This window comes from Lentibacter algarum, assembly GCF_018860975.1.
Classification (GTDB): domain Bacteria; phylum Pseudomonadota; class Alphaproteobacteria; order Rhodobacterales; family Rhodobacteraceae; genus Lentibacter; species Lentibacter algarum_A.
The window spans coordinates 841164-856145 of record NZ_JAHKQI010000008.1 but is presented as its reverse complement, the minus strand read 5'-3'; the positions used below and the strand labels follow the sequence as shown (position 1 = coordinate 856145).

Here is a 14982-nt window from a genome sequence, read left to right as displayed (position 1 = left end):
TTTCATGTCCTTGTTCTGCGGCACAAGTCAGGGGCGAAGCCCTGTCCTTGGCCAATAGAATTTTATGGGTTCATCGCCGCCCAAACACGCGAAGGCGAAACGGGCATGTCGATATGATCGACATCATGCCCACCCCGTGCCAGCGCATCTACGACAGCATTCACAATGGTCGGAGGTGATCCGATTGCCCCCGCTTCACCGCAGCCCTTGGAGCCTATCGGGTTGTGTGTGCAGCGCGTTTCGTTGCTATGATCGACAACAAAACTCGGCAAGTCATCGGCCCGCGGCATGGCGTAGTCCATGAACGACCCTGACAAGAGCTGGCCGTTTTCATCATAGACACCATTTTCCAAGAGCGCCTGACCAATGCCTTGCGCCAGACCGCCTTCGACCTGGCCGGTGACGATCATCGGGTTTACGACCACGCCAAAGTCATCCAGCGCCACCATCGAGCAGACCGTAACCTTGCCTGTTTCCGGGTCAACTTCCACTTCGCTGGCATAGGCCCCCGAAGGATAGGTGAAGTTTGCCGGATCATAGAACGCCGTTTCTTCCAAGCCGGGTTCTATCGCGTCGATCGGGTAGTCATGCGGGATGTATGCTTTCAAAGCGACATCACCAAACCCGACTGTTTTATTGGTTCCTTTGATCGCAAATACACCATCGGAGAACTCGATGTTTTCGGGTGAGTCCTCAAGCATATGTGCTGCAATGAGCGTGGCTTTGCGGATCACTTTTTCCGTCGCGCGGAACACAGCCGATCCGCAGACTGCAAGGCTACGAGACCCGTAAGTGCCCATTCCAAAGGGGATTTTCGAGGTGTCGCCGTGCACAATGTCAACGGTTTGAGCATCAACCCCCAACATATCTGCTACGATCTGTGGAAAGGCTGTCTCATGTCCTTGGCCGTGGCTGTGTGCCCCAACCATGACCGAGATATTGCCTGTCGGGTTCACCCGCACAGTCGCCGCATCATAGAGACCGACACGTGCACCAAGGATGCCAACGAGGTTTGATGGCGCAATGCCACATGCCTCGACATAGGAGTTGATCCCAAGCCCGCGCAATTTGCCTTCTTTTGCGCTGGCTGCACGGCGCGCCTCAAATCCGGCGAAATCGGCGACTTTTTCCAAGCCATCCATCAAGGCATCATAGTCGCCGCTATCGTATTCAAGACCGGCAGCTGTGGCGAAAGGATACTGGTCCTTTTTGATGAAGTTCTTGCGCCGGATCTCAACAGGGTCGATGCCCAGCTCGCGGGCACATTTGTCGATCACGCGTTCAAGCGAGAATGTTGCTTCCGGGCGACCGGCCCCGCGATAGGCATCAACTGGTGCCGTATTGGTGAACACCGCTTTGACGTTCACATATACATTCGGCACAGTATAGTTCCCTGCCATCAATGTGCCGTGCAAAAAGGTTGGCGTCGCTGTCGAGAAGTTTGACAGGTAGGCCCCGACATTGGCCAGTGTTTCTGTGCGGAACGCAATGAAAGACCCGTCTTTTTCGCAAGCAAGTTCGATCTTTGTGACGTGGTCGCGTCCATGTGCATCGGAGAGGAAAGATTCCGTGCGCGTGGCTGTCCACTTTACAGGGCGGCCCAGTTTTTTGGCCGCGGCCAGAACCAAAGCTTCTTCACCATAGTGATAAATCTTGGAGCCAAATCCGCCGCCCACATCGGGTGCGAGCACCGTCAACTTGTTTTCGGGAATGCCAAGCACAAATGCCGACACAAGTAGACGCGACAAATGCGGGTTTTGGGATGTGGTCGTCAGCTTATAATCGCCGGTTCCGGGGTCATATTCACCTATCGAGGCTCGCGGCTCCAAAGCGTTGGGCACAAGCCGGTTATTGACCAGTTCCAACGTCGTAACATGAGGTGCGTTCTTGATCGCTTCGTCAGTTGCGGCGCGGTTGTCTTCGATCCACCCCCAATCAAAGCAGATATTCGTTTCGATTTCATCGTGAACGAGCGTTCCGGGGTCTGCCACCGCCGAGGCCATGTCAACGACGGCATCAAGTTCGTCAATGTCGGCTTCAATGGCTTCAACAGCGTCCATCGCCTGTTCGAGCGTTTCGGCCACAACGGCGGCATAGGCGTCACCCACATGACGCACTTTGCCGTGGGCAAGCACCGGGCGTTTGGGTTCCTTCATCGGCTCGCCGTCACGGCTGTTGATCAGCCAGCCGGCGGGGTTTGAGCCAACCTCGACGAAATCTTCGCCGGTAAACGCAGCCAGAACGCCCGGCATTTTAGTCGCCTGGCTTGTGTCGATACTGTTGATCTTGCCATTCGCAACCTGGCTGCGGGCAAAGGCGCAGTAGGATGTATTTTGAGGCGTAATATCATCTGTGTATTTTCCGCGACCTGTTAAAAATCGCGTATCTTCTCTGCGCTTGGTTGGCGCACCAATTCCTCCATCTGGCATTTGGTATCCTCCCTATTCTGCTGCCACAGAGGGGACGTCTTGTCCGCTCGCAGCCATAATTGCGTTTACGATGCCCTGATAACCGGTGCATCGGCAGATGTTCCCCTCAAGGTATTCACGAACCTCGGCTTCACTGGGCTTGGGGTTGTCCTTCAGAAGGGCGGCCGCGCTCATCACCATGCCGGGCGTGCAAAAGCCGCACTGCAATCCGTGATGATCCTGAAACGCTTGTTGAATCACGTTCAGCGATCCATCCGTGTTGGCTTGCCCTTCGATCGTGTCGACGGTCGCACCATCCAGCTCGGAGGCAAAAATCGTGCAGGACTTCACAGCCTTGCCGTTCACATGCACAACACAAGCACCGCATTGGCTGGTATCGCAGCCAACATGCGTGCCCTTCAGGTGCAGCTTTTCACGCAGCATTGTTGCCAGCAGAGTGCGGTTTTCCACCTCTGCAGACATGTCCCGCCCGTTGATGTTCATGGTAATCTTCGGCATCTTTTTCCTCCCTAGAAAATGATTAAGAATTGGGGGCGCTATGTTGAAAACACGCGCTTGATCCACCCTTTTTTCGTCTCTGTTTCTTCTGTAGCTTCGGTTTCGTCCATCTCGGGCTCCAGCCCCTCCTGAAACCGCTCGAAAAACTGGCCTGCAAGTTTCTTTGCGAAGCCATCAATGATCCGGCTACCAAGTTGCGCCAGCTTGCCGCCAACTTTTGCGTCGACGTCATACTCAAGCAAGGTGCCCGTGTCTGTGTCACTTAGTCGAACATCCGCCGAGCCCGACGCAAAACCTGCGGGCCCACCTTTGCCGCTGCCGGACAATTTCAGGCTTTCGCCTTTGACAATATCGGAAATTTCAACGTCGCCTTTGAACTTGGCCTTTACGGGGCCAACTTTTTGAACGACGACAGCTTCAAACCCGTCTTCAACAGACCCGGTCAGCTCTTCACACCCAGGAATGCAGGCCTTGAGAACCTCTGCATCCAGAATGGCGTTCCAGACGACCTGACGATCGGCCGCTATTTCTATTTGGTCAGCTAATTTCACTGCTGCCCTCCCATGCATCAATGATCCCTTATGCTGACAGCCAAGCAATTCGAGACCTGTATGTGAAGCAGCAGATCGAGGAGCTATTCCGAAAGTGTCTCACATTTGAGACAAGGCGCCGGCTTATTCGGATAAACCAAGTCGTTTCATCCGCCTGTATAGGGTTGCCCGCGATACATTTAGGTCTCGAGCCGCATCGCTGACATTGTTGTTGGCCCGCACCAATGCGCGAACCACGGCAGCACGTTCCGCCTTTTCTAACCCCACGGGTCCGTCTCCGCGCCCGAACAGATCGCTGGCGGCGATTGGAGTGAATGCTCCTTGAATTGCGAAACCATAAGCCTTTCGGGCTCGACGCGTTGCACCAATTACGACGTCATCCTGATCGACAGCCAACAGCGTTGAGTTAGACGTGTCATCTTGATCCGCGATAATAATACGTGCCTTCGGATAGCTTGCACGGAAATTGTTGACCTCAACCGTGCGCGCGACGCGGGCCACCATTTCAGCGATCAGCCCATTGATGGCTTTAGTTTGGTCGGCACGGGCCGAAGACACATCAAGTGCTGCAACCAGTTGCCCATCTGCTCCAAAAATCGGGGCGTCAATGCAGCTCATCCCAGTGTTGCGAGCCAAAAAGTGTTCATCGCGATGGATGGTGACTGCGCGCTCTTCTGTGATGCAGGTGCCAATACCGTTGGTGCCGACGGTCGCCTCGCTCCAGACAGCACCGACGCCTAAGCCCCAGCCCTCAAAGACGCTTTTGTCAGCATCAGAAAAGCGATGATCTACGATCACCCCTTCGCCGTCTGTCAAAACAACGCCACAGCCGGAGCTGCCGACCAATTCGAACAAACAATCCAACTCCGGTGCCGCGATCGCGAGCACGCGCCCCAATGCGTCTTGTCGTTGAGCCAACTCCTGGCCGGTAAGATGGGGCTGCGAGGCGTCAAGTGCGGGGTCAAGGCCATGAGACAACATAGAACGGTGCCAAGACGCAGCCAGCCGTGATCGTGCGGCGGCCGTATTAGAATGTACCGATGCAAAAACAGCATCGGCATGTCTCGACGGTGACGTGTTCAAAACGAGGTTCTCCCAGCTTCATCATTAGCAATTTTTCAAAATAGTCAAATCTGCTATTTGCTGAGCGTGAGTTTACTGCCGGGTTTACTGCCGGATTAACTACCAAGTTTACTGCCGGATTTTGTTCAAACGCGGCAGGTTCGTTGGGTGTTTCTTCAACCGCCTACAAGTGCGTCGCGAACAGGGTTTTCTGGGGGTTCCCTGTGGATTCCCTGTGGGTCCGCTGTGGTTTCTCTGCGGATTCTCTGTGGTCGGCGCGGTTGACTTCTCGCCTGCCTACTTGCGTTTTATGCCCATAGTTTTGCCAACAAACTCCGGGCGAGGCAGGGATTTGTGCTGCTCATAGAGTGCTGCGATCTGGGCCAGTTTGTCGCTCGGGAAGGGGGCGACGCGGGGGCCGGATTGGTCGATGTGCAGCACGATGCCTTCGCCTTCAGCAGAGACCCAGCCGTCTTCATGGGTGAGTTGTTGGGCAAAGTGGATGCTTTTGTCGTTGTGGTCGATTATCTGGAAGCTGGCGCGCAGGCGGTCGCCTTCATGCACTTCGCGGCGGTAGTAGATGTGAAACTCGGCTGAATAGGTCGTGCAGCCGGAGGCTTTGATATAGTCGGGGCCAAAACCGAAATCACGCCATAACTCGTCGACGCCATTGTCGAGCAACACATGGTAGTAAGCCATATTGAGGTGACCGTTATAGTCGATCCACTCGGGGCGAACGGGCATGATAGAAGAGATAAAGGGTTTGCTCATGTGTGACCTCAGAAGGGTTTGAAAACAACGGTTGCGAGGATGGCGATCACCACCAGCACCGAGACTTCGTTGAAGATGCGCAGATATGTGTCGCTCTCGCCGAATTCGCCTTTTCGAGCGCGCACCACCAGCACGCCTGTCCAGATGTAATGCGCGGCCAAGAGGGCGACGAGGCCGAGTTTTAGCCAGACCCAAGGTGCGAAAGACCAGACCTGCCAGCCGAGCCAGAGGCCGGTGAGCACGCCGATTACGCCAAGGCCCGCCGAGAAGCGGTAGAGCCTTACGGTGAGGTCGCCTGTCGGGCCAAAGGCACCAAGCTGCGTATACTCGCGCTTCCAAAAGATCAGCGCGCGCGGGACGGCGAAAACCGAAGTCATCCAGCCCATAACGCAGAGCAAGTGTATGATTTTAACGTAGTCCAACCTAGCTGCCGAGTTTGTCCTGCACCAGTTGGTTGACGGCTTTCGGGTTGGCTTTGCCGCCTGTAGCTTTCATCACCTGGCCAACAAACCAGCCTGCGAGCTTGGGGTTTTCCTGAGCTTTGGCAACTTGGTCGGGGTTGGCTTTGATGATTTCGTCAAGCGCGGCCTCGATAGCGCCGGTGTCGGTGACTTGTTTCATGCCGCGTGTTTCCACGATCTCGGCAGGGTCGCCGCCCTCGGTATAGACGATCTCGAACAGGTCTTTGGCGATCTTACCAGAGATGGTGTCGGCTGCGATAAGGTCGATGATGCCTCCGAGTTGCGCAGGGCTGACAGGGCTTTCAGTGATCGCTTTGTCGTCGTCTTTTTTGAGGCGGCCAAAGAGCTCGTTGATCACCCAGTTGGCGGCAATTTTGCCGTCACGGCCCTTGGCGACATCTTCAAAGTAGCCTGCGTTGTCGACTTCGGCTGTCAGCACCGAAGCGTCATATTCTGTGAGGCCATAGTCGCCCATGAAGCGCGCTTTTTTGCCATCGGGAAGCTCGGGGAGGGTCGCTGCGATCTCGTCGACCCATGATTGCTCGATCTCCAGCGGGAGCAAGTCGGGGTCGGGGAAGTAGCGGTAGTCATGCGCTTCTTCTTTTGAGCGCATCGAGCGGGTTTCGCCTTTGTCGGCATCATAGAGGCGCGTTTCCTGGTCGATCTCGCCGCCGTCTTCCAGGATTTTGATCTGGCGACGCGCTTCATAGTCGATGGCGGCTTGGATAAAGCGCATCGAGTTCATGTTTTTGATCTCACATCGGGTGCCGAGGTGCGAGAAGTCCTGCGTTTCCATATACTTCTCGTGCTGCCCCGGGCGGCAAACCGAGACATTCACGTCAGCCCGCAGGCTGCCGCTTTGCATGTCGCCATTGCAGGTGCCGAGATAGCGCAGGATCTGGCGCAGTTTCACAACGTATGCGGCGGCTTCTTCTGGCCCGCGAATGTCGGGCTTGCTGACGATCTCCATGAGAGCAACGCCCGTGCGGTTGAGGTCAACAAAGCTCATGTTGGGGTCCATATCGTGGATGGATTTGCCCGCGTCTTGCTCAAGGTGAATGCGCTCGATGCGCACGTTGCGCGCCATACCGGGGCCCATGTCGACGAGTATCTCGCCTTCGCCCACAATCGGCTCGTAGAGCTGTGAAATCTGGTAGCCTTGCGGCAGGTCCGGGTAAAAATAGTTTTTGCGATCAAAGGCAGATTTCAGGTTGATCTCGGCCTTGAGGCCAAGGCCCGTGCGCACGGCTTGCTCAACGCAGAACTCGTTGATTACGGGCAACATGCCGGGCATGGCGGCGTCAACAAAGGCGACATTGGCGTTCGGCTCGGCGCCGAATTTGGTCGAGGCTCCGGAGAAAAGCTTTGAGTTCGAGCTTACCTGCGCGTGCACCTCCATGCCGATCACAAGCTCCCAATCGTGCTTTGCTCCTGCAATCACTTTCGGGGTTGGCGTTTCATAGCTAAGATCGAGCATGGCCCATCATCCTTTAATCAGATCACAATCAGATCAGAGGCGTTCTAAAACAGCGGGCAGGGCGGAGCAAGAGCTTGTTAGCTTGACGGCACGAGGCTAAGGCCGGAATTGCCGAACTTAAGTGTGAAGCCAGAGCGGATTTCGCTGATGAAATGGTGGGCAATCGCGTTGCGCGCGGTGTCGTGGCCTTTGCGCAAAAGAGCAGAGCGCGGGGGCAGGAAAGTGCCCGGATCAGGGCCGAGATCGGCTTCTGCCCAGAGCAGGGGGTGCAGTTCTTTGAGGTTGTCACGCAGGATCACATCAAACATTGAGTGAATGGCTTGGCGCACGTCGCGCACAACATCTGGCGCTTCGATCGGCGTGCGTGAGGGGGCCATTGTGATGCCCGTGTAAGCCGCCAGAAGGTTGGCGATGTGCTGATCAGGCTGCAGATAAAGAATGTCGCGTAGCCCGTCGAGAAAGAAGTCGACATCGAGCGCGCGAGCGGCCCCTTGATCAACGCGCAATGCGTCAAGATAAACCCAAGCATAACCGCCGTTGCCCCATGTGTCCCGTCCACGTCCGGCGGTGCGACGGGCTTCGAGTTCGAGCGCTTCATAATCCCCGAACCAGCGCGGCAACAGCAGGTTGCCCAAGGTGCGCATCGGTGCGGTGTTTTGCGGGTTCAGGTCTATCAGGCGTTCATATGCATTGCCGATTTGTAGGGCGGGTTGCTCGTGAGCGACAACCAGCGAACAACTTGAACTGGCCAGCAGCGGAGAAACCCTGGTCGTCGCTTCAAAGCTTGTGAGGATCTCGCGGGCGCGGGCAAAATGCGCTTCAAAAAGCTGCTGGTTGCGTTTCGCGATCTCGTGGTTCCAGTCGGAGCCGCGCCACGCCCAGCCGATATCCATATGTGCCTGCGCAACGATCGAAGCTATCGCATAGTCATTTGAGAACTCGGCCAGCACCTCTTCCAGTGCTTCAATGCCATCAAGGCTGGGGCTTTGCCCGTCAATGATCGCCTGTTCGGCGGCCAGCACGACATCGGTGCGCGCGCCTAGGCTTAACAAATCGGCATGTGGCATGCCGCAATGTGTGGCGACTTTACGGTTGTCGGTGCTACGGATTTCGCGGCTTAGTTCTTCCCAGCGTTCTTGCCGCGACAGAAACTGCCCACGGTCTTGCACACGGATGCGACAGCTTTCTTCGGGTGGGTCTTCAGACAGGGGCAACACAAGTTGTGTTTCGAGCGCCAGAGCAAAGTGGCGCGCGGGGTGGTGTGAAACCGGTTTCGGCTGATTGGCCAGTTTGGCGTCAGGTTTGTGTTCGTCTTCGGCATGTTTGGCCGCCTGAGCGCGCGCTTTGCGCGCCTTTGTCTTACGTTGGGTGAAGTTCGACAACAGCGCCATGTTTACATCCGTTAGTTATGTGTGGCCCTCCGTATCACAGCCTAATTGGGCCAAAAAACGGCGCTTCTCGGCTGATAATCAGGTATTGCTTGCCGAAAATACGGCACTGTTCGTGCTTGCGAAACAATGCGTCCACGCTGCGGGTTAATATTGCTTTTCTTCGCCAAATAAGGTTCATTCCGCGGGTTATGTTGAATCTGCTTAAAAACTTACTGGCCGCTGCCGGCCTTCTCGTTGTGTTGTCTGTCCCGTCTTCTGGCGAGGCGCAAAGCGTTGCTGCAACGGCTGAAGAGATCGCCGCGCAAGCGCTTACTGTGCTCAAACCTCAGGTTGCACCTGCCGACACGCCGGACACCAAGACAGACAAGACGGAGACGCCAGAAGCTGCCGCCGAGGCTGTCGTTGCGCCTGTTGTAATGCCTTTGGCGCTAGACGAAGACGTCAGCCCGCCCGGGCCCGAGTTCGCCAAAATCCGCCCGCATGCCCGCACAAACGAGTATGCTTCGGTCGAGGCTGCCTACCTGGGCAAGATCCGCCCGCGTGCGCGGCCCTATATTCTGCCCAAAACCCGCTGGGAGCACCGCCCCGGCAACAAGGCCTGGACACGCGCGGCGATGATGGCTGTGCTCTCGCATGGCAAACCGCTGGTGCAAACCGTGCCTGCGGATTACCGAACATGGTGCCCGGCCTACCGCGAAAACGACGAATACCGCCGCGCGATGTTCTGGGTTGGCTTTATGTCGGCACTGGCCAAACACGAAAGCACGTATCGCCAAGACGCTGTGGGCGGTGGCGGGCTTTGGTATGGGCTGTTGCAGATTTTGCCCTCAACGGCGCGGCTCTATCGTTGCAAGGCGCGCACAGGGCAGGCGCTCAAGAACGGCGCTGACAACCTGTCTTGTGCGACACGCATCATGACCAAGACTGTGGCGCGTGACAAGATCATCCACGGCTTCTACCCCGGTAAAAAACACCGCTACCGTGGTGTTACACAAGACTGGGGGCCAATGCACTCAAGATCAAAACGCGACGAGATGTCGGCATGGACGCGCAAGCAGTCATACTGTGTGTCGCACACATCATTGCGCCCCAAATTGCGGCCTGTAGGGCTCGGAGATACAGACGTGCCGGCAAGTGCACCGGACGAGGCCCTTGCCACTGACGAGAACGAGCTGTGAAATGTCAGGCGATCCTGCCTTGCATGTTCTAGACGACGGCCAGACCCGGTTGGTCTACCATTCGTAGAAAACCGGCAGGCTCGCAGGCTCCATGTCACTCGATACTTAGTCGATCTGTCAGGCGCGTTAGGTCAGCCGGCTGAATTCCAAGACCCATTACATAGTCTTGTATCGTTCCATGTTGCGACTTTATGTGAGCCAGCATTTTCGCCATCGTATCGGCCGGGCTTTCAAGCAGGGTTGCGTAGCTTTCAACATCTCCGCCGTTGTCCCGCGAGATTGACAGGAATTCCGCGACCAGATCGGGAATCATTTTTTCTGTCAGAACGTAGTCGGCGATGATGTCTTCGTCTGATACCCCGGCCAAGCCCAAGAGGAGCGCAGCAATGATGCCGGTGCGGTCTTTACCCGCCGTGCAATTGAACAGAACTGCGCCGCTTTCTACGCGGGCAATATGAGTCAGGATATCACGCAGGGCCGCACCGCGGGTGTCCAGCGCGGTAAGGTAGAACGGCACCAACGGATGCAGCCCCGGGGCTTGGACGTTGGCAAGTGCGGCAGGCGACAGATCATCAAACAGCGGAATGTTGACATAGTCGACCTCTGGCAGGCCTTCAAAAAAGCTTGGTGCAGAGGCGGTTTCCTGGGCTGTCCGCAGATCAACCACAGAGCTGAGGCCCTCGTTGATCAACCGCTTGGTGCCACCGGGAGCCAGCCTGTGCAGGCAGTCTGCACGCAAGAACCGGCGTTGCGGAACCATCGTTCCGCGCGCGGTAAGGTATCCGCCGAGATCACGAATGTTGTGGGTGCCTGCGACGGCGATGTGGCGTGAAGGCGTGTTCATGTGAAGGCCAACAATCTGGCGCGGTCAATTGTGCCAAGATCGGCTTGAGCGGGGCTGAGTGGCACAAAGCTAACCGACAGTCCTGAGGCGCGGTGTTCGCAAATCGTCATTGTTGTTCCTTCAAGTAAGCGCAGATCCTGTCGTTCCAACAAGTCAACGGTGTAGTTCAAGCCGCTGTTGATACAGATCGGTATGCCGTTCCAGTAGTGAACTTGGTTGATGTGGATGTGGCCGGACAGGATGCCCGCTATATTCTGTCCTTTGAGCGCTGTCGCAAGCCGCTCGGTTGCGGCCAGATCAATCGTCCCCCAGGGCAGGCCGGTGTCATCCACCCTTGGTGGGTGGTGCATGACGATCAGTTTAGGCAGGTTTGCATGCCGCTCCAGCGCCTCCGAGAGAAAGGCAAATTGCGCGTCGCAGATTGATCCTGCGACTTTCTCGGGCACCTTCGTGTCGAGGGTGATGACGTGCAGGTTGCCATGCACCACGTCATGAAAATAGGGCGCGTCGCCTTTATCGCCACTGAACACCTCACGAAACCCGGCGCGCAGGTCGTGGTTTCCTATGGATAAAACGACAGGCGCTTTGAGCGGCGCGAGCAAATCGCGCACGAGGCCGTAGCTCGCAACATCGCCCATGTTGGTCAGGTCACCGCTTGCGACCACGAACTCGGGCTGAGGGTCCATCGCGTTGATGGCACCGACCACGCGTTTCAGGGCCGCACGGCTGGTGCCCATGTCTTTGGGGTCATTTGCATCGGGATGTGAAACATGAAGGTCAGTGAGGTGGATGAAACGTGTCACGGTTTGTCTCCGGCGGCAGTCAAAAGGGATCGCGTATAGGTATGGCTGGGGTTTTGCAGGATATCAACCGCGGGGCCATACTCGAGAGGTTTGCCGTGTTGCATCACCAAAAGCGTGTCGCAGATCGAGGCAACAACGGCGAGGTCGTGGCTGATGAACAGGATGCCAAGCCCAAGCGAGTCTTGTAAATCCATCAGCAAATTGAGGATTTGCGCCTGCACGGAGACATCAAGCGCCGAGACGGCCTCGTCGGCGATCAGCAGTTTGGGGCGGGTGATAATGGCGCGGGCAATCGCGATGCGCTGACGCTGCCCGCCGGAGAACTCGTGAGGGTATTTGTCGCCGTCGGCCGCGTGCAGGCCGACTTGTTCAAAGGACTCAGCCACGCGGTCGGGTGCGGTTATGCCCATTGCGCGCAGCGGCTCGGCGATCGACCAGCCTACCTTGCGGCGCGGATCAAGTGAGCTGAACGGATCTTGAAAGATCATTTGGAAGTCCGGACGCAGGCGGCGCAAATCCGGGGCATTCAACGCGTGGATGTCTTGCCCTTCAAACAGGATAGTCCCGTCATCCGGTGCTTCAAACGCCATAGCCATACGGGCGAGCGTTGACTTGCCAGAGCCGCTTTCGCCGACCACGCCAAAGGTCTCTCCGGGGTTGATCTCAAAACTTACGTTGCTCACAGCCGTCAGAAACGGCGCTTTGCCCAGCAGCTTTGTTCTGGGCAAGGGGTACCTGCGGGTGAGGTTGTGCGCCGTAAGCAAAGTCATGCTTCACCTCGCTTCACGGCGTGGCACGTTGCATGGCGCGGGCCAACGGGCATCGGTTTGACGGAGGCGCATTCCTCACGCTCCACCGAACAGCGCCCTGAAAACCGGCAGCCTTGGGCCATCGCGTAGAGCGGCGGCACGGTGCCCGGGATTGTCGGCAACCGGCGGCGGCTGCCGTTGGCATCACGCGGGATCGCTTGCGGATCGGGCCGCGCGGCGAGCAAACCTTGGGTGTAGGGGTGAACGGGGTCAGCAAGCACTTCAGCTGTCAGCCCCCGCTCGACAATATCGCCGCCATACATCACGGCGATATCTGTTGTGGCGCGGGCAACGGCAGCGAGATCGTGGCTGATGAACACCAGCGCCATATTACGTGACTGGCTGAGATGCACCAAAAGATCAGTGATCTTGAGCGCGACATTGGCATCCAGCGCGGTTGTCGGCTCATCGGCAATCAGCAACTCGGGATCACAGGCCAGCGCCAGGGCGATGAGCACGCGCTGGCGTTGCCCCCCTGACAACTCGTGCGGGAACATCCGAAGTCTTGAAACGGGATCGGGGATGCCAACCTCTTCAAACAACGCGATCACGCGATTGCGGGCATCTGATTTGCTAAGGCCAAGATGCACACGCATCGGCTCGGCGACAGTGTCGCCAACGCGGCGCAGCGGGTTCAGGGCAGACATCGGTTCCTGAAAAATCATCGCAGTGCGACGTGCGCGAATGGCTTGCCATGTGGCCTCGGCAGCGCCGGTCATGTCGGTGCCGTCAATTGACAGTGACCCGCTCAGCTTTGCCGCGTCGGGGACCATGCCCATCAGACAGGCCGCCAACATGGATTTCCCCGATCCGCTTTCCCCCACGATGCCGATACGGTCACCCGGAGCGATCCGCAATGAAGCCCCTCGCAGGGCTTCTCCGGCATTGAAGCGAACCGTTACATCGACCATCTCGAACATATCAGCGCGCCCTCGCAAGTCGGGGGTCGGTGATGTCACGCAAGCCGTCGCCAAGCAGGCCAAATCCAAGCACCGCGATAACGATGCAAAAGCCCGGATAGAAGGCGAGTTCGGGCGCAAGATACATCAGAGTTTGCGCCTCTGACAGCATCCGGCCCCAGCTTGACGCGGGCGGTTGTGCGCCAAGGCCGAGATATGACAGAGCAGCTTCGGCCAGTATCGCGACGGCAAACTCGATTGTCGCCTGCACGATCACGGCCGCGGCGATATTGGGCAGGATATGATCACGGGTGATGGTAAACTTGTTCATGCCCGCTGCACGTGCTGCCAAAACATATTCACGCGTCCATATCTGGTTGGCAGAGGCGCGCGCAACGCGTGCAAAGATCGGGATATTAATGAAGGCAATCGCGAGCACTGCGTTGGTCAGTGAGGGGCCGAACACCGCTGCCAGCATAATCGCAAACAACAGTGCGGGAAAGGCAAAGCCGAGATCGGCAAGGCGCATAACACCGTCTTCGATCCAGCCGCCGATGGCGGAGGCCAGCAGGCCAAGCGCAACACCGATAGAGCCGCCAAGCAACACCGCGACCAAAGCGACTGTCATCGAATTGCGCGCTGCGGCCATCAACTGGCTGACAATGTCGCGGCCAAGCTGGTCAGTGCCCAGCCAGTTCACTGCGGAGGGATCCCCGAATTTGCCGCGAATGTTTAGGGCTGTCGGATCATGCGGCGTCCAGATCAGCGACAGGCCAGCCACGCCGACAACCAGGGCGACCAACACCGCTCCAATGACGAAATTTGCGGGCAACGACTTCATGCTCGGGCTTTCAAGCGCGGGTCGATCAAGACATAGAGCAGATCAACCACAAAGTTGGCTGTCACAACGATTATAGCAAACAGCATGACCAGCGCTTGCACTGTCGGCAAGTCGCGATTGGCGATAGATTGAAAGATCAGCCGTCCCAGTCCGGGCAGGTAGAACACGTTTTCGATCACGATTGTTCCGGTCACCAGCGCGGCAAACTGCATGCCCACGATTGTGACAATCGGCACCAGTGCATTGGGCAGCACATGCCGCCACAAAATACGCCGTTGCGAAAGGCCGGAGGCGCGGGCTGTTCTGGTGAAATCCTGGCGCATGACTTCGAGCGCCGAGGAGCGGGTGACGCGGGCCAAAACCGCTGATTGCACAAGCGCCAGTGCGACGGTTGGCAAGATCAGCGAGCGCATGGCTGCAACCGGTTCAGACCAGCCGGGAAAGCCGCCGGGCGGCAACCAGCGCAGGTTCACCGCAAACAGCAGCACCAGCAGGATCGAGAGCCAGAACGCAGGCACCGCGATGCCAAGCTGGCTGATGAACATTGTTACCCAGTCACCTGCCTTGCCGTGTCGGGAGGCGGCATAGATGCCAACACTGAGCGCAATTAGCAATGTCAGCAACATGCCGGCAACGGCGAGTGAGATCGTCATTGCCAGCCGCTCGGATATCAGCTCGGATACCGGGACACGAAAGGAATGACTTAGGCCAAAGTCGCCGGTCAGTGCGCCTGCAACCCAGCCAAAGTAGCGTGCTAGCAGAGGCTCGTTCAGCCCCAGATCTTCGCGCAGCGCGGCGAGGGCGTCATCTGTTGCGTCCATCCCGAGGATGGTCAGCGCCGGATCGCCCGGCAGAATATTCATCACCGCAAACACCACGATCGACACAGCAATCAGCGTTGCGATAAAGCCGACTGTGCGGCGGATCAGAAAATACATCATGTGCGATATGTTGTTTCGGGAGGGGCG

At 57.3% G+C, this 14982-nt stretch carries 15 protein-coding genes; 1 reads left to right on the top strand and 14 read right to left on the bottom strand.

The window, feature by feature from the left end:
• Nucleotides 1–62: 62 nt before the first annotated feature.
• The 8 genes from KO498_RS13605 to KO498_RS13570 form a co-directional block, all read right to left on the bottom strand.
• On the bottom strand, nucleotides 63–2429 hold the full coding sequence (locus KO498_RS13605) for a xanthine dehydrogenase family protein molybdopterin-binding subunit (protein WP_215960418.1): 2367 nt from the start codon (nucleotides 2427–2429) through the stop codon (nucleotides 63–65).
• A gap of 12 nt (nucleotides 2430–2441) precedes the next feature.
• Entirely contained in the window at nucleotides 2442–2927 is a 486-nt protein-coding gene (locus tag KO498_RS13600; protein ID WP_215960417.1) for a (2Fe-2S)-binding protein, read from the bottom strand.
• 38 nt (nucleotides 2928–2965) lie between these two features.
• Nucleotides 2966–3478, bottom strand: coding sequence for a CoxG family protein (locus KO498_RS13595; protein WP_215960416.1), 513 nt, complete (start codon nucleotides 3476–3478; stop codon nucleotides 2966–2968).
• Nucleotides 3479–3601: 123 nt separating this feature from the next.
• A complete protein-coding gene (locus KO498_RS13590) occupies nucleotides 3602–4561 on the bottom strand; it encodes a GAF domain-containing protein (protein ID WP_436835937.1) in 960 nt (319 codons plus the stop codon).
• Between the two features lie 276 nt (nucleotides 4562–4837).
• Nucleotides 4838–5311, bottom strand: a complete 474-nt coding sequence (locus tag KO498_RS13585; protein WP_215960415.1) for a thioesterase family protein — start codon at nucleotides 5309–5311, stop codon at nucleotides 4838–4840.
• Between the two features lie 8 nt (nucleotides 5312–5319).
• A complete protein-coding gene (locus KO498_RS13580) occupies nucleotides 5320–5733 on the bottom strand; it encodes a CopD family protein (protein ID WP_215960414.1) in 414 nt (137 codons plus the stop codon).
• A gap of 1 nt (nucleotide 5734) precedes the next feature.
• Nucleotides 5735–7249 (bottom strand): Asp-tRNA(Asn)/Glu-tRNA(Gln) amidotransferase subunit GatB, encoded by a 1515-nt coding sequence (gene gatB, locus KO498_RS13575; protein ID WP_215960413.1) that lies wholly within the window; start codon nucleotides 7247–7249, stop codon nucleotides 5735–5737.
• 77 nt (nucleotides 7250–7326) lie between these two features.
• Nucleotides 7327–8640 carry a hypothetical protein gene (locus KO498_RS13570; protein WP_215960412.1) on the bottom strand — a complete coding sequence of 438 codons (1314 nt, stop codon included), beginning with the start codon at nucleotides 8638–8640 and terminating at the stop codon, nucleotides 7327–7329.
• Nucleotides 8641–8828: 188 nt separating this feature from the next.
• On the opposite strand from KO498_RS13570, the gene KO498_RS13565 reads away from it, so the two are divergent.
• The gene (locus tag KO498_RS13565; RefSeq protein ID WP_252731410.1) at nucleotides 8829–9818 is read left to right on the top strand and encodes a transglycosylase SLT domain-containing protein; all 990 of its coding nucleotides are present in this window, start codon (nucleotides 8829–8831) and stop codon (nucleotides 9816–9818) included.
• Between the two features lie 94 nt (nucleotides 9819–9912).
• Here the strand turns inward: KO498_RS13565 and KO498_RS13560 are convergent, their stop codons facing one another.
• Genes KO498_RS13560 through KO498_RS13535 form a run of 6 tightly spaced genes read right to left on the bottom strand, consistent with a single transcriptional unit; the run spans nucleotide 9913 to nucleotide 14955 of the window.
• Entirely contained in the window at nucleotides 9913–10662 is a 750-nt protein-coding gene (locus KO498_RS13560; protein WP_215960411.1) for a tyrosine-protein phosphatase, read from the bottom strand.
• A complete protein-coding gene (locus tag KO498_RS13555) occupies nucleotides 10659–11465 on the bottom strand; it encodes a metallophosphoesterase family protein (RefSeq protein WP_215960410.1) in 807 nt (268 codons plus the stop codon). Before KO498_RS13555 ends, KO498_RS13560 begins: the two co-directional genes overlap by 4 nt.
• Nucleotides 11462–12235, bottom strand: a complete 774-nt coding sequence (locus KO498_RS13550) for an ATP-binding cassette domain-containing protein (protein WP_215960409.1) — start codon at nucleotides 12233–12235, stop codon at nucleotides 11462–11464. The genes KO498_RS13555 and KO498_RS13550 overlap by 4 nt, the downstream gene beginning before the upstream one ends.
• Nucleotides 12232–13233 carry an ABC transporter ATP-binding protein gene (locus KO498_RS13545; RefSeq protein ID WP_354667665.1) on the bottom strand — a complete coding sequence of 334 codons (1002 nt, stop codon included), beginning with the start codon at nucleotides 13231–13233 and terminating at the stop codon, nucleotides 12232–12234. Before KO498_RS13545 ends, KO498_RS13550 begins: the two co-directional genes overlap by 4 nt.
• Nucleotides 13196–14014 carry an ABC transporter permease gene (locus tag KO498_RS13540; protein ID WP_215960408.1) on the bottom strand — a complete coding sequence of 273 codons (819 nt, stop codon included), beginning with the start codon at nucleotides 14012–14014 and terminating at the stop codon, nucleotides 13196–13198. The genes KO498_RS13545 and KO498_RS13540 overlap by 38 nt, the downstream gene beginning before the upstream one ends.
• The gene (locus KO498_RS13535) at nucleotides 14011–14955 is read right to left on the bottom strand and encodes an ABC transporter permease (RefSeq protein WP_215960407.1); all 945 of its coding nucleotides are present in this window, start codon (nucleotides 14953–14955) and stop codon (nucleotides 14011–14013) included. The genes KO498_RS13540 and KO498_RS13535 overlap by 4 nt, the downstream gene beginning before the upstream one ends.
• Between the last annotated feature and the right edge of the window lie 27 nt (nucleotides 14956–14982).

Excerpts from the sequence above, each read along its gene's own strand:
- KO498_RS13605 (WP_215960418.1), bottom strand. The coding sequence starts at position 2,429 with ATGCCAGATGGAGGAATTGGTGCGCCAACCAAGCGCAGAGAAGATACG.
- KO498_RS13600 (WP_215960417.1), bottom strand. The coding sequence starts at position 2,927 with ATGCCGAAGATTACCATGAACATCAACGGGCGGGACATGTCTGCAGAG.
- KO498_RS13585 (WP_215960415.1), bottom strand. The coding sequence starts at position 5,311 with ATGAGCAAACCCTTTATCTCTTCTATCATGCCCGTTCGCCCCGAGTGG.
- gatB (WP_215960413.1), bottom strand. The coding sequence starts at position 7,249 with ATGCTCGATCTTAGCTATGAAACGCCAACCCCGAAAGTGATTGCAGGA.
- KO498_RS13570 (WP_215960412.1), bottom strand. The coding sequence starts at position 8,640 with ATGGCGCTGTTGTCGAACTTCACCCAACGTAAGACAAAGGCGCGCAAA.
- KO498_RS13565 (WP_252731410.1), top strand. The coding sequence starts at position 8,829 with ATGTTGAATCTGCTTAAAAACTTACTGGCCGCTGCCGGCCTTCTCGTT.
- KO498_RS13560 (WP_215960411.1), bottom strand. The coding sequence starts at position 10,662 with ATGAACACGCCTTCACGCCACATCGCCGTCGCAGGCACCCACAACATT.
- KO498_RS13550 (WP_215960409.1), bottom strand. The coding sequence starts at position 12,235 with ATGACTTTGCTTACGGCGCACAACCTCACCCGCAGGTACCCCTTGCCC.
- KO498_RS13540 (WP_215960408.1), bottom strand. The coding sequence starts at position 14,014 with ATGAAGTCGTTGCCCGCAAATTTCGTCATTGGAGCGGTGTTGGTCGCC.
- KO498_RS13535 (WP_215960407.1), bottom strand. The coding sequence starts at position 14,955 with ATGATGTATTTTCTGATCCGCCGCACAGTCGGCTTTATCGCAACGCTG.